This is a genomic window from Bradyrhizobium guangdongense, from assembly GCF_004114975.1.
GTDB classification, from domain to species: Bacteria; Pseudomonadota; Alphaproteobacteria; order Rhizobiales; family Xanthobacteraceae; genus Bradyrhizobium; species Bradyrhizobium guangdongense.
Window position 1 is genome coordinate 5,806,642 of record NZ_CP030051.1, and the last position, 15,287, is coordinate 5,821,928.

A 15,287-nucleotide genomic window follows, 5' to 3' on the forward strand; every position below is an offset into this window, starting at 1 on the left:
AACGCGATCTGAGTGGGTGGTCAAATGCCTGCCAAGTCCGTCATGGCCGGGCTTGTCCCGGCCATGACGGCGGAGGGTGTAGCGCCGCCTTTAACTATACTTGTCCAGCCGGCCGTCGCGGAACACGTAGACGGCGCCCTGCTCGATATAGAGCTCGGCAGCGCTCACCGGCGTCTCAAGGCCGAGTGAAACCATCAGGGCCCGGCAGGTGCCGCCATGGGCGACCGCGACCGTGTCGCTCTTGAGCTCATCGTACCAGGCACGCACGCGAACCTGGACGTCGGCATAGGTCTCGCCGCCCGCGGGTCCCACGGTCCATTTGTCGGCGAGGCGCCTGGCATAGATCTCCGGATCTTTCGCCTGGCTCTCGGCCAACGTGAGCCCTTCCCAGGCGCCATAGCCGATCTCGCGCAGACGATCGTCCAGTGCGTAATCCGTCACGGGCAATTCGAGCTTGCCGCGCGCCAGTTCCATGGTCTGGCGCGCACGGCCGAGCGGGCTCGATACATAGGGCAGCGCCGCCTTGTCGCGGCCGTCGCGCTTGAGAAGCTCGGCCAGAACGAGGCCGGCCTGCTCGGCCTGACCGCGGCCGCGTGCATTCAGCGGAATGTCCTTGGTGCCCTGAAGCCGTCCGAGTGCATTCCACTCGGTCTCGCCGTGGCGAAGATAATAGATCGTGGGCACGGACATTGCGGGTGGTGATCAGTCCCTGCCGAGCGAGACATCCGGCGCGTCGGGGCGCTTCATGCCGAGCACGTGGTAGCCGGCATCGACGTGATGCACTTCGCCGGTGACGCCGCGCGCCAGGTCGGACAGGAAATACAGTGCGCTGTCGCCGACTTCCTCGATCGTCACGTTGCGCCGCAGCGGCGCGTTGAGCTCGTTGTATTTGAGCAGGAGCCGTGAATCGGCGATGCCGGCGAAGGCCAGCGTCTTGATCGGCCCCGCCGAGATCGCGTTGACGCGGATCGCCTTCTCGCCGAGATCGGCGGCCAGATAGCGCACGCTCGCCTCCAGCGCCGCCTTGGCGACACCCATGACGTTGTAGTTCGGCATCCACTTCTCGGAGCCGTAATAGCTCAGCGTCACGATCGAGCCGCCGTCGGTCATCAGCTTCTCGGCACGCTGCGCGATCGCAGTGAGCGAGTAGCAGGAGATCAGCATCGACTTGGAGAAATTGTCCGCGGTGGTGTCGACGTAGCGGCCCTCGAGCTCATCCTTGTCGGCGAACGCGATCGCGTGCACGACGAAATCGATCTTGCCCCACTTCTGCTTCAGCACATCGAACACCGCATCGATGGTCGCGGCATCGGTGACATCGCAATGGCCGAGCATGAGCGCGCCGAGCTCGGCAGCGAGGGGCTCGACCCGCTTCTTCAGCGCATCGCCCTGATACGTGAGTGCGATCTCGGCGCCGGCCGCCTGGCATGCCTTGGCGATGCCCCAGGCGATCGAGCGGTTGTTGGCAACGCCAAGGATCACCCCGCGCTTGCCTTGCATCAGACCTGAATTCTGCGCCATTTCTTCACGTCCCGTCGATCTGGATCTAAGGTCTGGAGGTACACCAGCCCTCCCCGGCGGTACAGTCCTAATACGCGGCGTTAACGCTGTTTCCGGGGCCGGAATAGCCGTTCCGTTCGGGTGTTATGATTGATGAGGCGCTTGCGCCGAACGGCAGGACATCAAACACGGCATGAGTGCGTTTCGCCAGAGTGTAGAAGCCATGATCCCGGCGTTGCGCCGCTACGCCCGCGCGCTGACGCGCGATGCGGATGCGGCCGACGATCTGGTGCAGGACACGCTGGTGCGCGCGTTGCGCTCGGAGCGATTGTTTCTCGGAGGCGACGTCAGGAGCTGGCTCTATACGATCCTGACCAACCTCAACAAGAACCGGCGGCGCTCGCTGGCAAGGCGGCCGCAATTCATGCAGCTGACCGAGAACAACCCCGATGCCAGCGGGACGGAGGCCGAGGGGCGCGACATCGAGAAGGCGCTCTCGACGCTGGTCGAGGAGCAACGCTCGGTGCTGCTGCTGGTGATGCTGGAGGGCATGAGCTACCGCGAGGTCGCCGACATCCAGGGCGTGCCGATCGGCACCGTGATGTCCCGCCTGGCGCGCGCCCGCGCACACGTTAAGGCGTCGCTGGAGGGTGGGCGCCCGGCGCTCAGGCGGGTGAAATGATGGCAGGATCGATGCATCGCGTGTGCCGCGTCCCCTGCATGGAGCGAGCAGCAGCGCTGTTGAACCGAGTGAGATATTTTGGGCCGCAGAGCCAGAGACGACCGATATGAACGACCGCAATATTCCAATCACCGAAGACGAGTTGCACGCCTTTGTCGATGGCGAGCTGCCGCCCGAGCGCCGCCCCGATGTCGAGGCCTGGCTTGCCGCGCACCCCGAGGATGCCGAGCGGGTACAGTCCTGGCGCACCATGGCCGAGATGCTGCATGCCCGCTACGACAGCGTCGCGCAGGAGCCGGTGCCTGACAGGCTCGAGCTCGAACGGCTGGAGCGTCGCCCGCGGCAATGGCTCTACGAGGCGGTTGCGGCCACGCTGGTCGCCTTCGTCGCCGGCGGCACGGCCGGTTGGGTCGCGCATGGCGCCGCCAACGCGCCCTCGACCTTCCAGAGCTTTACGGAGGACGCACTCGACGCCCACCGCCTCTATGTCGTCGAGGTCCGCCACCCCGTCGAGGTTCCGGGCAACGAGCGCGATCATCTCCAGGCCTGGCTGACCCGGCGCTGCGGCTGGACGGTGTTCGCGCCGAACCTGGAGGCGAGCGGGCTGAAGCTGGTCGGCGGCCGGCTGCTGCCGGGGCCGAGCGGACCCGCTTCATTCCTGATGTATGAGGGCGCCTCGGGCGAGCGTTACACGATCTATACCGCCAAGACCGAGACCGGCGAGACGCAGATGCGCTACGCCAGGACGGACAAGGACGGGGCGCTGTTCTGGGCCGAGCGCGGCGTCGGCTATGTCGTCAGCGGCGGCGGCGCCGACCGCGATCGCCTGACCAGGGTGGCGCAGGCGGTCTACGACCAAGCCGAGAAACACGGCGGCTAAGCAACCGCGCAAGCCGCGGTGCCTCGATTCCGTCATCGAAAATTTGGATTCAGGACATCGGCGCGTCTCATTATCGCACCGGGTGTTCACGCGATTATGAGTAGCGTTCGATCCGCCGATCGACGCGGGCGGCCTCGATTGGGGTTTTTGGTACCGCGCTGGTCCCCCTCTCGAGGCCGCACCTTTTTATCGGCTTTCCCGCCGGACAGTCGATACGTCAGGCGCATGAAGCGCTACCACGCCTCAGGCATATGATGGGCATCATCCGTTGGGAGATGCGCTAGGCCTTTAGGAGAACCCCTTCAATTCCGATCTCGCCCTAACCGAGCCCGCTACGTGGATTGTAGGGGTGCTGGTCCCGCCACTTCTCCATCAATGCTTCAAGCTCGGCGTCGTTCCCGTCCGGTAGCATAATCCTGATGGTGACGAAGAGATCCCCGGTTCCGCCCGATTTCGGCAGGCCCTTGCCTTTGAGGCGGAAGGTGCGGCCACTTGAGGTGTTTTTCGGGACCGAAAGTTCCACGGCATTGCCGAGCGTGGGCACGCGAACCTTGCCGCCTAGAACCGCTTCATAAAGCGTGACCGGCAGGTCGATCCTGAGGTCGGCGCCCTCGATCTTGAAGAACGGATGCGGCGCGATGTTGATGGTGATCAGGAGATCGCCGGGCGGGTGACCTTGGGCCGTCTCGCCCTGCCCCCGCAGCCGGATCTGCTGACCTTCGACGACGCCGGCCGGAATCTTGACGTTGAGCTCCTTACCATTCGGCAGCCGGACGCGCTTCTCGCCACCTTTGACGGACTCTTCCAGCGAGACGGACATGGCGACGTTGACGTCGAGATCCAGCCCGATCCCGCCGGTGTCGAATTCGAACTGGGCACCGCCGCCCGCACCGGGCCGCGCGCCGCGCATGCCGCCACCGAACATGCTGTTGAGGATGTCCTCGAACGCACCTCCACCCGGTCCGCCCGCGCCGCCGCTCCGGAACGTATAGCTCTCGAAACCGCCGGGGCCGGCGCGGCCGCGCGGGCCGCCACCGCCAGGGAAGCCCTGGAAGCGCGGCTTGCCTTCGGCGTCGATCTCGCCGCGGTCGAACTGCTTGCGCTTGTCCTCGTCGCCGATGATCTCGTTGGCCGAATTGATCTCGGAGAAGCGCTCGGCGGCCTTGGGATCACCCTTGTTGCTGTCGGGGTGATGTTTCTTGGCCAGCTTGCGATAGGCGCTCTTGATCGCGGCAGCGGTAGCGCTCCGCGGCACCCCCAAGACCTCATAGGGGTCGCGCATCCGTCACGTCTCCTCTTGAGAAATCGAAATGTTCAAAGGGCTCCCCGCCCCACCTGAGCCTCATGTGGGGGCGAGTGGCATTTTTGCAACTAGTCAGACCCGCCGAATCCTAGCGACGCCACGGCTTTAGCGTATGAATCTCCCAACGGCCACGGCTGCTTTGGCAGCCGGCGCCCTGAAGCCAGCTTTCGGTGGTACCGTTGACGTAGCTGGCCAGGAAGTCGCGGCACTTGCGGCCATCCTCGGCGGCGTAGGATTGCGCGATCGGCGTCACCGAGCCGCGCGCGCCGGTTTCCGGATTCTCCCAGTGCTGGCTGGCGTCCTTGTCGCCCATGCTCAGCACGTCGGAGGCGGCGTTGCGGGCGAAGGCGAGATCGGTCTCGGTCGGCGAGGCATCCTTCGCCGGCCGCGCGATCGAGCCGGTGAGGTCATTGTCGTCGGCCTTGGCGTACGCGCCGGCGTCAGTGCGGGACACGCTGCAACCGCCGGCGCCTAGCCCGATCAGAATCATCGTCACCACGAGGCCCGACATCCGCATCGCCGATAGGCCAACGCGTTCCCATGCCCTATATAGGGCGAGAGCAGACAACAGCGCGCTTTGGGCCGCGGGACGCAATTCGGACTCCAGACATGACCGATACGACCTCGATGAAACACCAGACACCCTTAACATCCGGTGATTTTACCGCCGCCGACGAGCCGTTCGCGCTGTTCGAGGCCTGGTTGAACGAGGCGATCAAGAGCGAGCCGAACGATCCGAACGCCATGGCGCTCGCAACCGTCGATCCGGACGGCTTGCCCGACGTGCGCATGGTGCTGATGAAAGGCTTCGATACCGAGGGGTTTGTGTTTTACAGCCATATCGCCAGCCAGAAAGGCCGCGAACTCGCCGCAAATCCTAAGGCCGCGTTACTTTTTCACTGGAAGTCGTTGCGCCGTCAGGTCCGTATCCGTGGCCACGTGACACCCGTGACCGACGCTGAAGCCGATGCGTATTTCGCGACGCGACCGAAGCAGGCACAGATCGGCGCCTGGGCGAGCAAGCAGTCGCAGCCGCTCGAGAGCCGCTTTGCCTTCGAGCAGGCGATCGCCAAGGTCGCGGCCAGGCACGTCATCGGCGAGGTGCCGCGGCCGCCCGGCTGGAGCGGCTGGCGCATCACGCCTGCGCGAATCGAGTTCTGGCACGACCGCCCCTTCCGCCTGCACGATCGCATCGAATTTCGTCGTGACGCGGCGGGCCAGCCATGGTCCAAGACGCGGATGTATCCTTGAGCCTTGTCTCGATCGTTAGGCCGACCTGAAAGATGTCCATGCCGCATTCCTCCAATGCGCCGCGCCGCACGCTGCTCCTCACCGGAGCGAGCCGCGGCATCGGCCACGCCACCGTGATCCGCTTCTCGTCGGCGGGCTGGCGCGTCATCACCTGCTCGCGGCATCCCTTTCCCGAGGATTGCCCGTGGGACGCAGGCCCGGAGGATCACATCCAGGTCGATCTCGGCAATCCCGAGGACACCGCGCGCGCGATCACCGAGATCCGCAATCGGCTCGAAGGCGGCACGCTGCATGCGCTGGTCAACAATGCCGCGATCTCTCCGAAGGGACCGGGCGGCGCCCGGCTCGGCTCGGTCGACACGGATCTCGACACCTGGACGCACGTCTTCCACGTCAACTTCTTCGCGCCGATCATGATGGCGCGCGGCCTGATCGAGGAATTGAAGGCCGCCAAGGGCTCGGTCGTGAACGTCACCTCAATCGCGGGCTCGCGCGTGCATCCCTTTGCCGGTGCGGCCTACGCCACATCGAAAGCGGCGCTCGCCGCACTGACGCGCGAGATGGCCTCCGATTTCGGCCGCGTCGGCGTCCGCGTCAACGCGATCGCACCGGGCGAGATCGACACCTCGATCCTGTCGCCGGGCACCGAGAAGATCGTCGAGCAGCAGATTCCGATGCATCGGCTCGGCACGCCCGACGAAGTCGCCAAGATCATCTACGTGCTGTGCACGGATACGTCGTCCTACGTCAACGGCGCCGAGATCCACATCAACGGCGGCCAGCACGTCTGATCCGATGTTCGCGTCGCCCGGACGCTGCCTCCGGGCTACGAGGGCGGCGTGTGAGGCAGCAGTATGGGTTCTCCAAATCCGTGCCGAGGTGTTTTGCCTGTCAGGCACTCTCAACCGGATACAGCCGGCGGGTCCGCGCGAACCGTCGCCCAAGCAGCGACTGTGTTTGAAAGAATACCGGGGAAGCAAGGCGATCCAGACAACGCCGCCGCAAGACTGGATCGCCCGCCCTTCCTTCCGCGCCTCAATCCAGGCGAATCCGACGCGATCGGTCGCGCAGTCTCGACGTCGCAGCATTTGGAGCGGCAGCGTCGAATGCAGTCGAACAGTCGTCGTCGTTCTCGCCGTCGAGCAGCGGAGCACCACAGTGCCGGCACATGCGCGCCGACAACGACGGCGCCTTGCCGCTCGTCGCGATCTGACGATAGCTGGTCAGATCGATGACGTTGCGGGGCGTCGTTATGTGTTTCTCAACCATGGTTGTTCCTCGCGGCTAACGCACAACTTATCGCAGACAAGTTTCGCGCAAACGTTCAGCGCACCGCTCAAATTTTACCGGAGGAATTGGGGCACGGCACACGCATCACAGCGCAGCCGCAATGGCGATCTATTCTGCGACACCATCAGCCCTGTCTTTGCGACCGGCGTAAGGTCTCGGTCACTATCTCGAAGGCGCGGGGCCGGCTCACAGCCACTTCTTCCACTTGAAGATCCAATACGGGACCACGGCGGCGATCACCATCAGCACTAGCGCAAACGGATAGCCGTGCGTCCATTCGAGTTCCGGCATCACCTTGAAATTCATGCCGTAGATCGAGGCGATCAGCGTCGGCGGCATCAGGACAACGGCCATGACCGAAAACAGCTTGATGATGTTGTTCTGCTCGAGATTGACGACGCCGAGCATGGCGTCGAGGACGAAGGTGATCTTGCTGGACAGATAAGAGGCGTGGTCCGTCAGCGAGGCAACGTCACGCTGCATGGTCTTGAGCTGCTCGCGCATGTCCTTGGACCATTTCACGCCCTCGACCACCGCCGAGAGGAACGTGACGACGCGGCCGATCGACACCAGGCTTTCGCGGACCTTGGAGGTCAAATCGCCCTTCCGGCCGATCGAGATCAGGATCTGCGAATATTGCTTGGCGTGGCCATGGCGCTCGCTCTCGGGCTCGAAGATGTCGTGGCTGACCTGGTCGATCTCCATGCCGCAGCGTTCCAGAATGTCGGCGCAGCGGTCGATCACGGCGTCCAAAAGCTCCATCAGCACCATCTCGCCGGTGATCGCGGGGGTGCAGGAACGGGCCAGCTTGGCCTCGACCAGGGCGAACGGCTTGGGCTGATCGTAGCGCACCGTCACCAGGCGGTGGTCGCCGAGGATGAAGGTCACCGCCGTGGTCCGGGGCATGTCGGTATCGGAGTGGCACATCAGGGTCGCGGTCATGTAGCGCGCGCCGTTCTCGATATAGAGACGGCTGGAGATTTCGATCTCCTGCATGTCCTCCCGAGTCGGGATCGCGATTCCCAGCAGCCGTTCCACGGCCTTGTCCTCGGCCGCGGTCGGATTGACCAGGTCAACCCACACTGCGTGCTCCGGCACCGCCGCGAGATCGTCGACAACGGCCTTCTTCAGCGAGGAGTCGGAAGGCACGAACACAGAAAACATGAACAACTCCAGCAGGGGCCTGCGACAGAATGACAGCCCTTAGCGCGATTCTGACAAGTTCATGATGACAACCACATTAACGGACTGTTCGCATTTGTGGCGGCCGTGCGTCCCAACTGCGGCATGAAATCGACAGCTGTGCTTTTCGCGCCAAGAACCCAGCCCAACGACGCAAAACTTGCGGCAAAAAAGCCACAGGCTGGGTCTCGCAGCGCGGGATAAGGTCCTAAAAGCTGGAATTGTGGCAGATTTCAACGATAATGAAATCAACGGAGTCGAAGGCCCTTGGGTGCTACGCTTGAGGACCTGCGCGGTATTGTTTTGAATTGGAACCAAACCATGTCGTCGCTGAAAGTTATGTTGGGAGTTTTGGCCGCCGGCTTCATGCTGTCGGGCTGCATGCAGGCCACGCATTACGAAGCCACCAACACCCAGAATTTCAAGCCGAAGGACAAGGAACTGCTTGCCAAGATTCGGTATGAAAATACTCCCGTGGCAGAGCCGTTCCGTCGCGCCATCGTCGACTATCACCGCAAGGAGTCGCCGGGCACCATCGTGGTCGATTCCGACAATCACTACCTCTACTACGTGATGGATGGCGGCAAGGCGATCCGCTACGGCATCACCGTCGGCGAAGAGGCCATGGCTTGGTCCGGCATCGCCAAGGTCGGAAGCATGACCGAATGGCCGGCCTGGCACCCGACTCCCGGCGAGATTTCGCGTCTGGGCGTGCCGACCTACGTCGCTCCCGGCCCTGACAACCCGATGGGCTCACGTGCGATGTATCTCTATTCGGGCGGCAAGGACACGCTGTTCCGTATTCACGGCACCAACCAGCCGGAATATATCGGCGCCTCGATCTCCTCGGGCTGCATCCGCCTGACCAACGAGGATGCCATCGACCTCTACAACCGCGTCAAGGTCGGCACCATCGTCGTGGTGCTTGAGCCGAAGCACGGCGACTCGCCCTACAATTCGCGTCTCGCGCTCCAGGGCGGCGGCACCGGCCAGGCCGGCAGCTTCTGATAGCCTGATAACCTGAGGTTTCTGAAAAGCGCCGGTCTCACCGGCGCTTTTTCGTTGCCGGTTTCTTTGCCCGGATCTTGTCTGCCGCCGGCTTGTCTGCAGGCGCGGCCGACTTTGCCGCACCTTCGTCGTCAGTCTGCTCTTTGGATTCCGGCTTGTCTTTGGCCTCCGGCTTGGCCGCGACCTCGCGCGGCGGCGCCTCCTCGGGGCGCTCGGCGGGCAGCATGGGGGCGACCTGAGGCAAGGGGTCCCAGACGTTCCACTGGCAGATCCGGTAGTCGTTGCGACGCTGGGCGAGATCAAGGTGGACGTGGTCCTCATGGTACCAGTCCGAACCCGGGCCGAGCACGGTGGAAAAGCGCGAGCAGACCGAATGCAGCACGCGCTCGCGCACCTCGCGCGCGACGGTGCGGTCGGTCAGGCCGATCGACTGTCCATTGGCGAGCTTGAGCGAGCGGACGTCGAGTGCGTTGGCCTTGCCGTGCTCGGACAGCATCGCGCCGGCGATGCGGTTGCGGCCGCGGCACTCAAAACTGTCGAAATTGTCGAGGTCGGTGATGGTCGAGCCGAGGCTCGCGGCCAGCGGCACCATGTCGGTGCGCACCCAATCGGCGATCGCAGTCGCCATGGTGCAGCGGAGGATCGCCGCCGGTTTGACCGCGACCTTGCGCTTGTCCGGCAGCACGATGGCTTCCAGCCGCACCAGGTCCACACCACCGCAAGCACCCGGGCCGCGGATATCGGGAATAGACGGGGCGATCGCGACGTCTTCGGTCAGCGCGGCACGGCACGCCGAGAGCTGCTTCTCGGGCTGCGGCGCGGCCTCAGCCGGCTTATCGCCGGCGGGCTTGTCCGGGAAGGCTTTGTCAGGGGGAGACTTGGCCTTGGCCTCCGGCGCGGCCTCGTCGAGTGCTTTCGGAGCCTCCTCGGGGCGCGGCTTTGGTAGCGGTATCTTGGTGGCGTGGGCACTCCGGTGAAGCCGTGGAGTACCAAGACCGAAGATATCGAGCGGTGCACCATGCGTTCGCGCCTCCGCCCGATCCGCGAGAACAAACGCAAGCCCCACCGCAGCGGTAACCATTGCCGCGCCAGCGGACATATTGCCGCGACAAGACCATTTGCGGCGAAAGTCCGGCAGGCTAAAACTCATGTCAATTCTTTGGCCCTGCGCTGAGAGCGATAATGCGCCCAGCGACTTCTCGGAGGAACGTCTGAATGCTCGGTTTGATGCAAGATTGGCCCCTGCTCTGCCACCGGATTATCGAACACGCCGCCAGGATTCACGGCAAGCAGGAGGTTGTCACGCGATCGGTCGAGGGACCGATCCATCGCACCACCTACGCCGAAATCCACAAGCGCGCGCTCAAGGTCTCGCAGATGCTGGAACGCGACGGCATCAAGCTCGGCGATCGCATCGCCACGATCGCCTGGAACACCTGGCGCCATCTCGAAGTCTGGTACGGCATCATGGGCATCGGCGCCATCTGCCACACCGTCAATCCCCGGCTTTTCCCCGAGCAGATCGGCTGGATCATCAACCATGCGCAGGATCGCATCGTGATGGTCGACCTCACCTTCGTCCCCGTGCTGGAGAAGCTCGCCGACAAGCTGCCGAGCGTCGAACGGTACGTCATCCTCACCGACAAGGCGCATATGCCCGAGACCACGTTGAAGAACGTCGTCGCCTACGAGGACTGGATCGCCGAGGCCGACGGCAAATTCAAATGGAAGGACTTTGACGAGAACACGGCGGCCGCGATGTGCTACACGTCGGGCACGACGGGCGACCCGAAGGGTGTGCTGTATTCGCATCGGTCCAATGTGCTGCACGCGCTGATGGCCAACAATGTCGATGCGCTCGGCACCAGCGCGTCCGAGACAATGCTGCCGGTGGTGCCGCTGTTCCATGCCAACAGCTGGGGTATCGCCTTCTCCGCGCCCTCGCAGGGCACCAAGCTCGTGATGCCCGGACCCAAACTCGACGGCGCCTCGGTGTATGAGCTGCTCGCCACCGAGAAGGTGACGCACACCGCTGGCGTGCCGACGGTGTGGCTGATGCTGCTCCAGCACATGAGCGCCAACAATCTGAAGCTGCCGCACCTGAAGATGGTGATCTGCGGCGGTTCGGCGATGCCGCGCTCCATGATCAAGGCCTTCCTCGACATGGGCTCGAACGTCCGCCACGCCTGGGGCATGACGGAGATGAGCCCGATCGGCAGCGTCGCGGCGTTGAAGCCGCCGTTCAGTGATGCGACGGGCGATGCCAGGCTCGACGTCCTGCAGATGCAGGGCTACGCGCCCTTCGGCGTTGAAATGAAGATCACCGACGATGCCGGCGCGGAGCTGCCCTGGGACGGCAAGACCTTTGGCCGCCTGAAAGTCTCCGGCCCCGCGGTCGCCAAAGCCTATTACCGGGTCGACACCGAGATCCTCGATGAGGAGGGCTTCTTCGACACCGGCGACGTCGCGACGATCGACGAGGGCGGCTATATGCGGATCACCGACCGCTCCAAGGACGTGATCAAGTCAGGCGGCGAGTGGATCTCCTCGATTGATCTTGAAAATCTCGCGGTCGGCCATCCAGCCGTCGCGGAAGCCGCCGTGATCGGCGTCTTCCACCCCAAATGGGATGAGCGTCCGCTGCTGATCGTGCAGCTGAAACAGGGTCAGCAGGCAACGCGCGAGGACATCCTGAAATACATGGATGGCAAGATCGCCAAGTGGTGGATGCCCGACGACGTCGCCTTCGTCGAAGGCATCCCGCACACCGCGACCGGCAAGATCCTGAAGACTGCGTTGCGCGACCAGTTCAAGGAATATCGTTTCCCGAACGCGGTGGCGTAGAGCCCGCGCACAGCAAGGTTGAATTCGGCCCCTGCCGTCGTGCAGGGGCCTTTTTCGTTCGCGGCCACGCGACCAAAGACCAATTGGAGCCGACCCGGCGCCTCCCTAACGTCGCGCCGCACTCCAAGCCAATAAGAGGAACGCTCAAGATGAAACAATTTGCGCTGCGAATGCTGCCGTGGCTGCTGGCTGCCTCGATGGCGGCCACCACCGCCGCAAAGGCGGCTGATAACAAGGTCGTGATCGGCGATATCGATGATATGTCCGGCCTCTACGCCGACGTGATCGGCCCTGGCGGTGTCGAAGCAGCCAAGATGGCGATCGAGGATTTCGGCGGCAGCGTCCTCGGCAACAAGATCGAATTCATGGTCTCGGACCACCAGAACAAGCCCGACCTCGGTGCGCAGAAATTCCGCGAATGGGCCGACCGCGATGGCGTCACCATGATCCTCGGCGGCTCGAACACTGGCGTCAGTCTGGCGATGAACAATGTCGCCAAGGAGAAGAAAATCCCCTTCATCGCGATCGGTGCCGCTGGTGCATCGCTGACCGGCAAGGACTGCACACCGTACACTGTGCACTACGTCTACGACACCACGGCGCTGGGCAACGGTACTGCCAAGACCATGGTAAAACAGGGTGGCAAGACCTGGTTCTTCCTGACGGCAGACTATGCCTTCGGCACGCAGTTGCAGGACTCCGCCTCGAAGGTCGTCGAGGCCAATGGCGGCAAGGTGGTCGGCGCGGTGCGCGTGCCGCTTTCGACCTCCGACTTCTCCAGCTATCTGCTTCAGGCGCAAAACTCGGGTGCGCAAGTGCTGGGGCTCGCCAATGCCGGCAACGACTTCACGAACTCGATCAAGTCCGCCGACGAATTCGGCATCGGCAAGACGATGAAGCCGGCCGCGCTGCTCGCCTTCATCAGCGACGTCCACAGCCTCGGGCTGAAGACCGCGCAAGGTCTCTATCTCACCACCGGCTGGTACTGGGATCTCAACGACAAGACCCGCGCCTTCGCCAAGCGTTACTATGAGAAGACCAAGCGCGAGCCGACCATGAACCAGGCGGGCTACTATTCGGCCACCATGACTTATCTCAACGCGGTCAAGGCTGCCGGAACGACCGACGCTGACAAGGTGATGGCCGAGCTCAAGAAGATGAAGATCGACGACATGTTCACCAGCAACGGCAAGATCCGCGCCGACGGCCTTATGGAGCATGAGATGTACATCATGCAGGTGAAGAAGCCCGACGAATCCAAGCAGCCTTGGGACTACTACAAGCTGGTGCAGACCATGTCCGGCGAGGAGGCCTTCGGCAAGCTGTCGGACTCGGCCTGCCCGCTGGTCACGCACTGAAGCCTGGCCCGAAAATCAGGAGTTACATGAGAGGCGCACTTCGCAGTGCGCCTCTTTCTGCTGGCAGGCTGGCCCGGCCTTTCACGGGTTCAGAACAGGGGATAAACCGCTTCACAGGCCTGCGGAAAATGGGTTAGGTCAGCTTGCTCCCGTCGCCCGTGTCCTCAACCGGCGACTTATCTCGGTGATGGAACGACATGGCCCGCAGGTTTTCCGCTCCCTATCAGTCGGAGCCCGTGTCCAGCCTCGCCACCTGGGCGCGCAATCTTGCCGTGTTCGCGGTGGTGACGGTGGTGGTGTCGATCATCATCGTCCGTTTCGATTTCCTGGAGATGAAGCCGGCGCTGGCCACCTTCTTCGGCGGGCTTGCGATCGCCGGGCTGTCCATCCTGTTCGGCCTCGCCGGCTTTGCCGCCATCTGGCAGAACGGCTCGCGCGGCATGGCGCGCATCCTGCTCGCCTTCCTGATCGACGGGGCGATCCTCGCCTATCCCGCTTATCAGGCGCTGCTCTACCGCAAGCTGCCTCATATCTACGATATCACCACCGATCCGATCGATCCACCGCGCTTCGATGCGCTGTCGCGCCTGCGCACCGGCGACGGGACCAACACCGCCGTTTATGCCGGGCTCTATTCGGCCGAGCAGCAGCGCCAGTTCTACCCCGACATCGAGCCGGTCGAACTCGAGATCCCTGTCGACCGCGCCTATGCGATCGCGCGCCAGCTGGTCATCAAGCGCAAATGGACCGTCATCGACGAGCGCGAGCCGCAGCCGCCGCGCCGCATCGGCCGCATCGAGGCGGTGGCGCGTACGCCAATCATGGGCCTCCGCGAGGACGTCTCGATCAGGGTCGCGCCTGACGGCGACGATTCCCGCGTCGATATCCGCTCTGCCTCGCGTTATTTCGATAGCGATCTCGGCAGCAATGCCGCGCGCGTGACCAAATTTATCGACGATCTCAACACCGCGGCCGATGCCGATGCGCTCAAGCCGACGAAGAAGACCCCCGTGGCACCGCCGAAGCCGCCCGCGAAAACGGTGAAGAAGTAGCAGTGAGCTAGGCGCTCGCCATCCGGTATGTCCCGCCAATCACGGGGTCGCCGTCCGTGGCCACCACGCCGCGGGTGACCAGGTCTTCCAGATGGGCCAGCACGGAATAGCCCGCGGCCGTGGTCAGCCTCGGATCGATGCCGATATAGATGGCGCGCACCATGGTCGGAATGTCGGTCTCGCCCTTGGCGAGGCGGTGCAGGATCGAGGCCTCCCGCGCCTTGCGGTGGCGGATCAGGAAACGCACGAAGCGCTGTCCTTCGGGGATTTCCGGGCCGTGGCCGGAGAAATACACATCCTCCTCGCGTGCGGCGAGCCGGTCGAGCGAATCCATGTAGTCGATCATCGAGCCGTCGGGCGGCGCCACGATCGAGGTCGACCAGCCCATCACATGATCGCCGACGAAGTTGAACTTTCGCTCGGGCCAGGCAAAGGCAAGGTGGTTGGCGGTGTGGCCGGGCGTGGCCACGGCCTCGAGCCGCCAGCCTGCGCCTTCGACGACATCGCCATGAGCGATCCTGATGTCGGGCACGAAGTCACGATCAGAGCCCGATTCCGGATTATGCTTCTCGCTCTCGAAGCGCGGCCGCGAGGCACGGTGCGGCCCCTCGGCGTACACAGGCGCGCCGGTCGCCTGCTTGATGCGCGCCGTGTTGGGCGAGTGATCGCGGTGGGTGTGGGTGACGAAGATATGGCTCACCGTCTCGCCGCGCACAGCATTCAGCAGCGCCGTAGCGTGCGCCGCGTCGTCCGGACCGGGATCGATGATCGCGACATTGCCCGTGCCGACGATGTAGCTGACCGTGCCCGTGAAGGTGAACGGGCTGGGGTTGTTGCAGAGCACGCGCCGCACGCCGGGACGGACTTCCTCGACGATTCCGGCCTTCAGCGGAAAGTTGCGATTGAACGGGACGTCATCGTTATCGGACATGGCATT

At 63.7% G+C, this 15,287-nt stretch carries 16 protein-coding genes; 8 read left to right on the top strand and 8 right to left on the bottom strand.

Annotated elements, in window-relative coordinates; genetic code table 11:
* Positions 1–90: 90 nt before the first annotated feature.
* Together X265_RS27670 and fabI are read right to left on the bottom strand one after the other, a co-directional pair.
* Positions 91–690, bottom strand: a complete 600-nt coding sequence (locus tag X265_RS27670; RefSeq protein ID WP_128967702.1) for a histidine phosphatase family protein — start codon at positions 688–690, stop codon at positions 91–93.
* Between the two features lie 12 nt (positions 691–702).
* Positions 703–1,521: an enoyl-ACP reductase FabI gene (gene fabI, locus X265_RS27675; protein WP_128967703.1), complete on the bottom strand. Its 819-nt coding sequence runs from the start codon at positions 1,519–1,521 to the stop codon at positions 703–705.
* A 172-nt stretch (positions 1,522–1,693) separates the two neighbouring features.
* On the opposite strand from fabI, the gene X265_RS27680 reads away from it, so the two are divergent.
* Both X265_RS27680 and X265_RS27685 read left to right on the top strand, forming a co-directional pair.
* Positions 1,694–2,182: a sigma-70 family RNA polymerase sigma factor gene (locus X265_RS27680; protein WP_128967704.1), complete on the top strand. Its 489-nt coding sequence runs from the start codon at positions 1,694–1,696 to the stop codon at positions 2,180–2,182.
* A 106-nt stretch (positions 2,183–2,288) separates the two neighbouring features.
* Positions 2,289–3,062 (top strand): anti-sigma factor family protein, encoded by a 774-nt coding sequence (locus X265_RS27685; protein WP_128967705.1) that lies wholly within the window; start codon positions 2,289–2,291, stop codon positions 3,060–3,062.
* A 319-nt stretch (positions 3,063–3,381) separates the two neighbouring features.
* Here X265_RS27685 and X265_RS27690 read toward each other — a convergent pair whose 3' ends face one another.
* Both X265_RS27690 and X265_RS27695 read right to left on the bottom strand, forming a co-directional pair.
* Positions 3,382–4,344, bottom strand: coding sequence for a DnaJ C-terminal domain-containing protein (locus tag X265_RS27690; protein WP_128967706.1), 963 nt, complete (start codon positions 4,342–4,344; stop codon positions 3,382–3,384).
* Between the two features lie 109 nt (positions 4,345–4,453).
* Entirely contained in the window at positions 4,454–4,882 is a 429-nt protein-coding gene (locus X265_RS27695) for an RT0821/Lpp0805 family surface protein (RefSeq protein WP_244659271.1), read from the bottom strand.
* A gap of 92 nt (positions 4,883–4,974) precedes the next feature.
* Here X265_RS27695 and pdxH point away from each other — a divergent pair, with 92 nt between their 5' ends.
* Positions 4,975–5,616 (top strand): pyridoxamine 5'-phosphate oxidase, encoded by a 642-nt coding sequence (gene pdxH / locus X265_RS27700; protein WP_128967708.1) that lies wholly within the window; start codon positions 4,975–4,977, stop codon positions 5,614–5,616.
* Positions 5,617–5,654: 38 nt separating this feature from the next.
* A complete protein-coding gene (locus tag X265_RS27705; RefSeq protein WP_128967709.1) occupies positions 5,655–6,407 on the top strand; it encodes an SDR family NAD(P)-dependent oxidoreductase in 753 nt (250 codons plus the stop codon).
* 244 nt (positions 6,408–6,651) lie between these two features.
* Here the strand turns inward: X265_RS27705 and X265_RS27710 are convergent, their stop codons facing one another.
* The gene (locus tag X265_RS27710; RefSeq protein ID WP_128967710.1) at positions 6,652–6,885 is read right to left on the bottom strand and encodes a hypothetical protein; all 234 of its coding nucleotides are present in this window, start codon (positions 6,883–6,885) and stop codon (positions 6,652–6,654) included.
* A 207-nt stretch (positions 6,886–7,092) separates the two neighbouring features.
* Positions 7,093–8,070, bottom strand: coding sequence for a magnesium transporter CorA family protein (locus tag X265_RS27715; RefSeq protein ID WP_128967711.1), 978 nt, complete (start codon positions 8,068–8,070; stop codon positions 7,093–7,095).
* Between the two features lie 339 nt (positions 8,071–8,409).
* Between X265_RS27715 and X265_RS27720 the strand changes: the two genes are divergently transcribed.
* On the top strand, positions 8,410–9,096 hold the full coding sequence (locus tag X265_RS27720; protein ID WP_128967712.1) for a L,D-transpeptidase: 687 nt from the start codon (positions 8,410–8,412) through the stop codon (positions 9,094–9,096).
* Positions 9,097–9,133: 37 nt separating this feature from the next.
* Here X265_RS27720 and X265_RS27725 read toward each other — a convergent pair whose 3' ends face one another.
* A complete protein-coding gene (locus X265_RS27725) occupies positions 9,134–10,246 on the bottom strand; it encodes an extensin family protein (RefSeq protein WP_128967713.1) in 1,113 nt (370 codons plus the stop codon).
* A 65-nt stretch (positions 10,247–10,311) separates the two neighbouring features.
* Between X265_RS27725 and X265_RS27730 the strand changes: the two genes are divergently transcribed.
* The 3 genes from X265_RS27730 to X265_RS27740 all read left to right on the top strand — a co-directional run bounded on the left by X265_RS27730 (position 10,312) and on the right by X265_RS27740 (position 14,350).
* Positions 10,312–11,940 (top strand): fatty-acid--CoA ligase, encoded by a 1,629-nt coding sequence (locus X265_RS27730; protein ID WP_128967714.1) that lies wholly within the window; start codon positions 10,312–10,314, stop codon positions 11,938–11,940.
* 149 nt (positions 11,941–12,089) lie between these two features.
* The gene (locus X265_RS27735; protein ID WP_128967715.1) at positions 12,090–13,298 is read left to right on the top strand and encodes an ABC transporter substrate-binding protein; all 1,209 of its coding nucleotides are present in this window, start codon (positions 12,090–12,092) and stop codon (positions 13,296–13,298) included.
* Between the two features lie 197 nt (positions 13,299–13,495).
* On the top strand, positions 13,496–14,350 hold the full coding sequence (locus X265_RS27740; protein ID WP_128967716.1) for a DUF1499 domain-containing protein: 855 nt from the start codon (positions 13,496–13,498) through the stop codon (positions 14,348–14,350).
* A 7-nt stretch (positions 14,351–14,357) separates the two neighbouring features.
* Here the strand turns inward: X265_RS27740 and X265_RS27745 are convergent, their stop codons facing one another.
* Positions 14,358–15,281, bottom strand: a complete 924-nt coding sequence (locus X265_RS27745; RefSeq protein WP_128967717.1) for an MBL fold metallo-hydrolase — start codon at positions 15,279–15,281, stop codon at positions 14,358–14,360.
* Positions 15,282–15,287: the final 6 nt, after the last annotated feature.

Coding starts and splice junctions, on each gene's coding strand:
- X265_RS27670 (WP_128967702.1), bottom strand. CDS start 690: ATGTCCGTGCCCACGATCTATTATCTTCGCCACGGCGAGACCGAGTGG.
- fabI (WP_128967703.1), bottom strand. CDS start 1,521: ATGGCGCAGAATTCAGGTCTGATGCAAGGCAAGCGCGGGGTGATCCTT.
- X265_RS27680 (WP_128967704.1), top strand. CDS start 1,694: ATGAGTGCGTTTCGCCAGAGTGTAGAAGCCATGATCCCGGCGTTGCGC.
- X265_RS27685 (WP_128967705.1), top strand. CDS start 2,289: ATGAACGACCGCAATATTCCAATCACCGAAGACGAGTTGCACGCCTTT.
- X265_RS27690 (WP_128967706.1), bottom strand. CDS start 4,344: ATGCGCGACCCCTATGAGGTCTTGGGGGTGCCGCGGAGCGCTACCGCT.
- X265_RS27695 (WP_244659271.1), bottom strand. CDS start 4,882: ATGCGGATGTCGGGCCTCGTGGTGACGATGATTCTGATCGGGCTAGGC.
- pdxH (WP_128967708.1), top strand. CDS start 4,975: ATGACCGATACGACCTCGATGAAACACCAGACACCCTTAACATCCGGT.
- X265_RS27705 (WP_128967709.1), top strand. CDS start 5,655: ATGCCGCATTCCTCCAATGCGCCGCGCCGCACGCTGCTCCTCACCGGA.
- X265_RS27710 (WP_128967710.1), bottom strand. CDS start 6,885: ATGGTTGAGAAACACATAACGACGCCCCGCAACGTCATCGATCTGACC.
- X265_RS27715 (WP_128967711.1), bottom strand. CDS start 8,070: ATGTTTTCTGTGTTCGTGCCTTCCGACTCCTCGCTGAAGAAGGCCGTT.
- X265_RS27720 (WP_128967712.1), top strand. CDS start 8,410: ATGTCGTCGCTGAAAGTTATGTTGGGAGTTTTGGCCGCCGGCTTCATG.
- X265_RS27725 (WP_128967713.1), bottom strand. CDS start 10,246: ATGAGTTTTAGCCTGCCGGACTTTCGCCGCAAATGGTCTTGTCGCGGC.
- X265_RS27730 (WP_128967714.1), top strand. CDS start 10,312: ATGCTCGGTTTGATGCAAGATTGGCCCCTGCTCTGCCACCGGATTATC.
- X265_RS27735 (WP_128967715.1), top strand. CDS start 12,090: ATGAAACAATTTGCGCTGCGAATGCTGCCGTGGCTGCTGGCTGCCTCG.
- X265_RS27740 (WP_128967716.1), top strand. CDS start 13,496: ATGGCCCGCAGGTTTTCCGCTCCCTATCAGTCGGAGCCCGTGTCCAGC.
- X265_RS27745 (WP_128967717.1), bottom strand. CDS start 15,281: ATGTCCGATAACGATGACGTCCCGTTCAATCGCAACTTTCCGCTGAAG.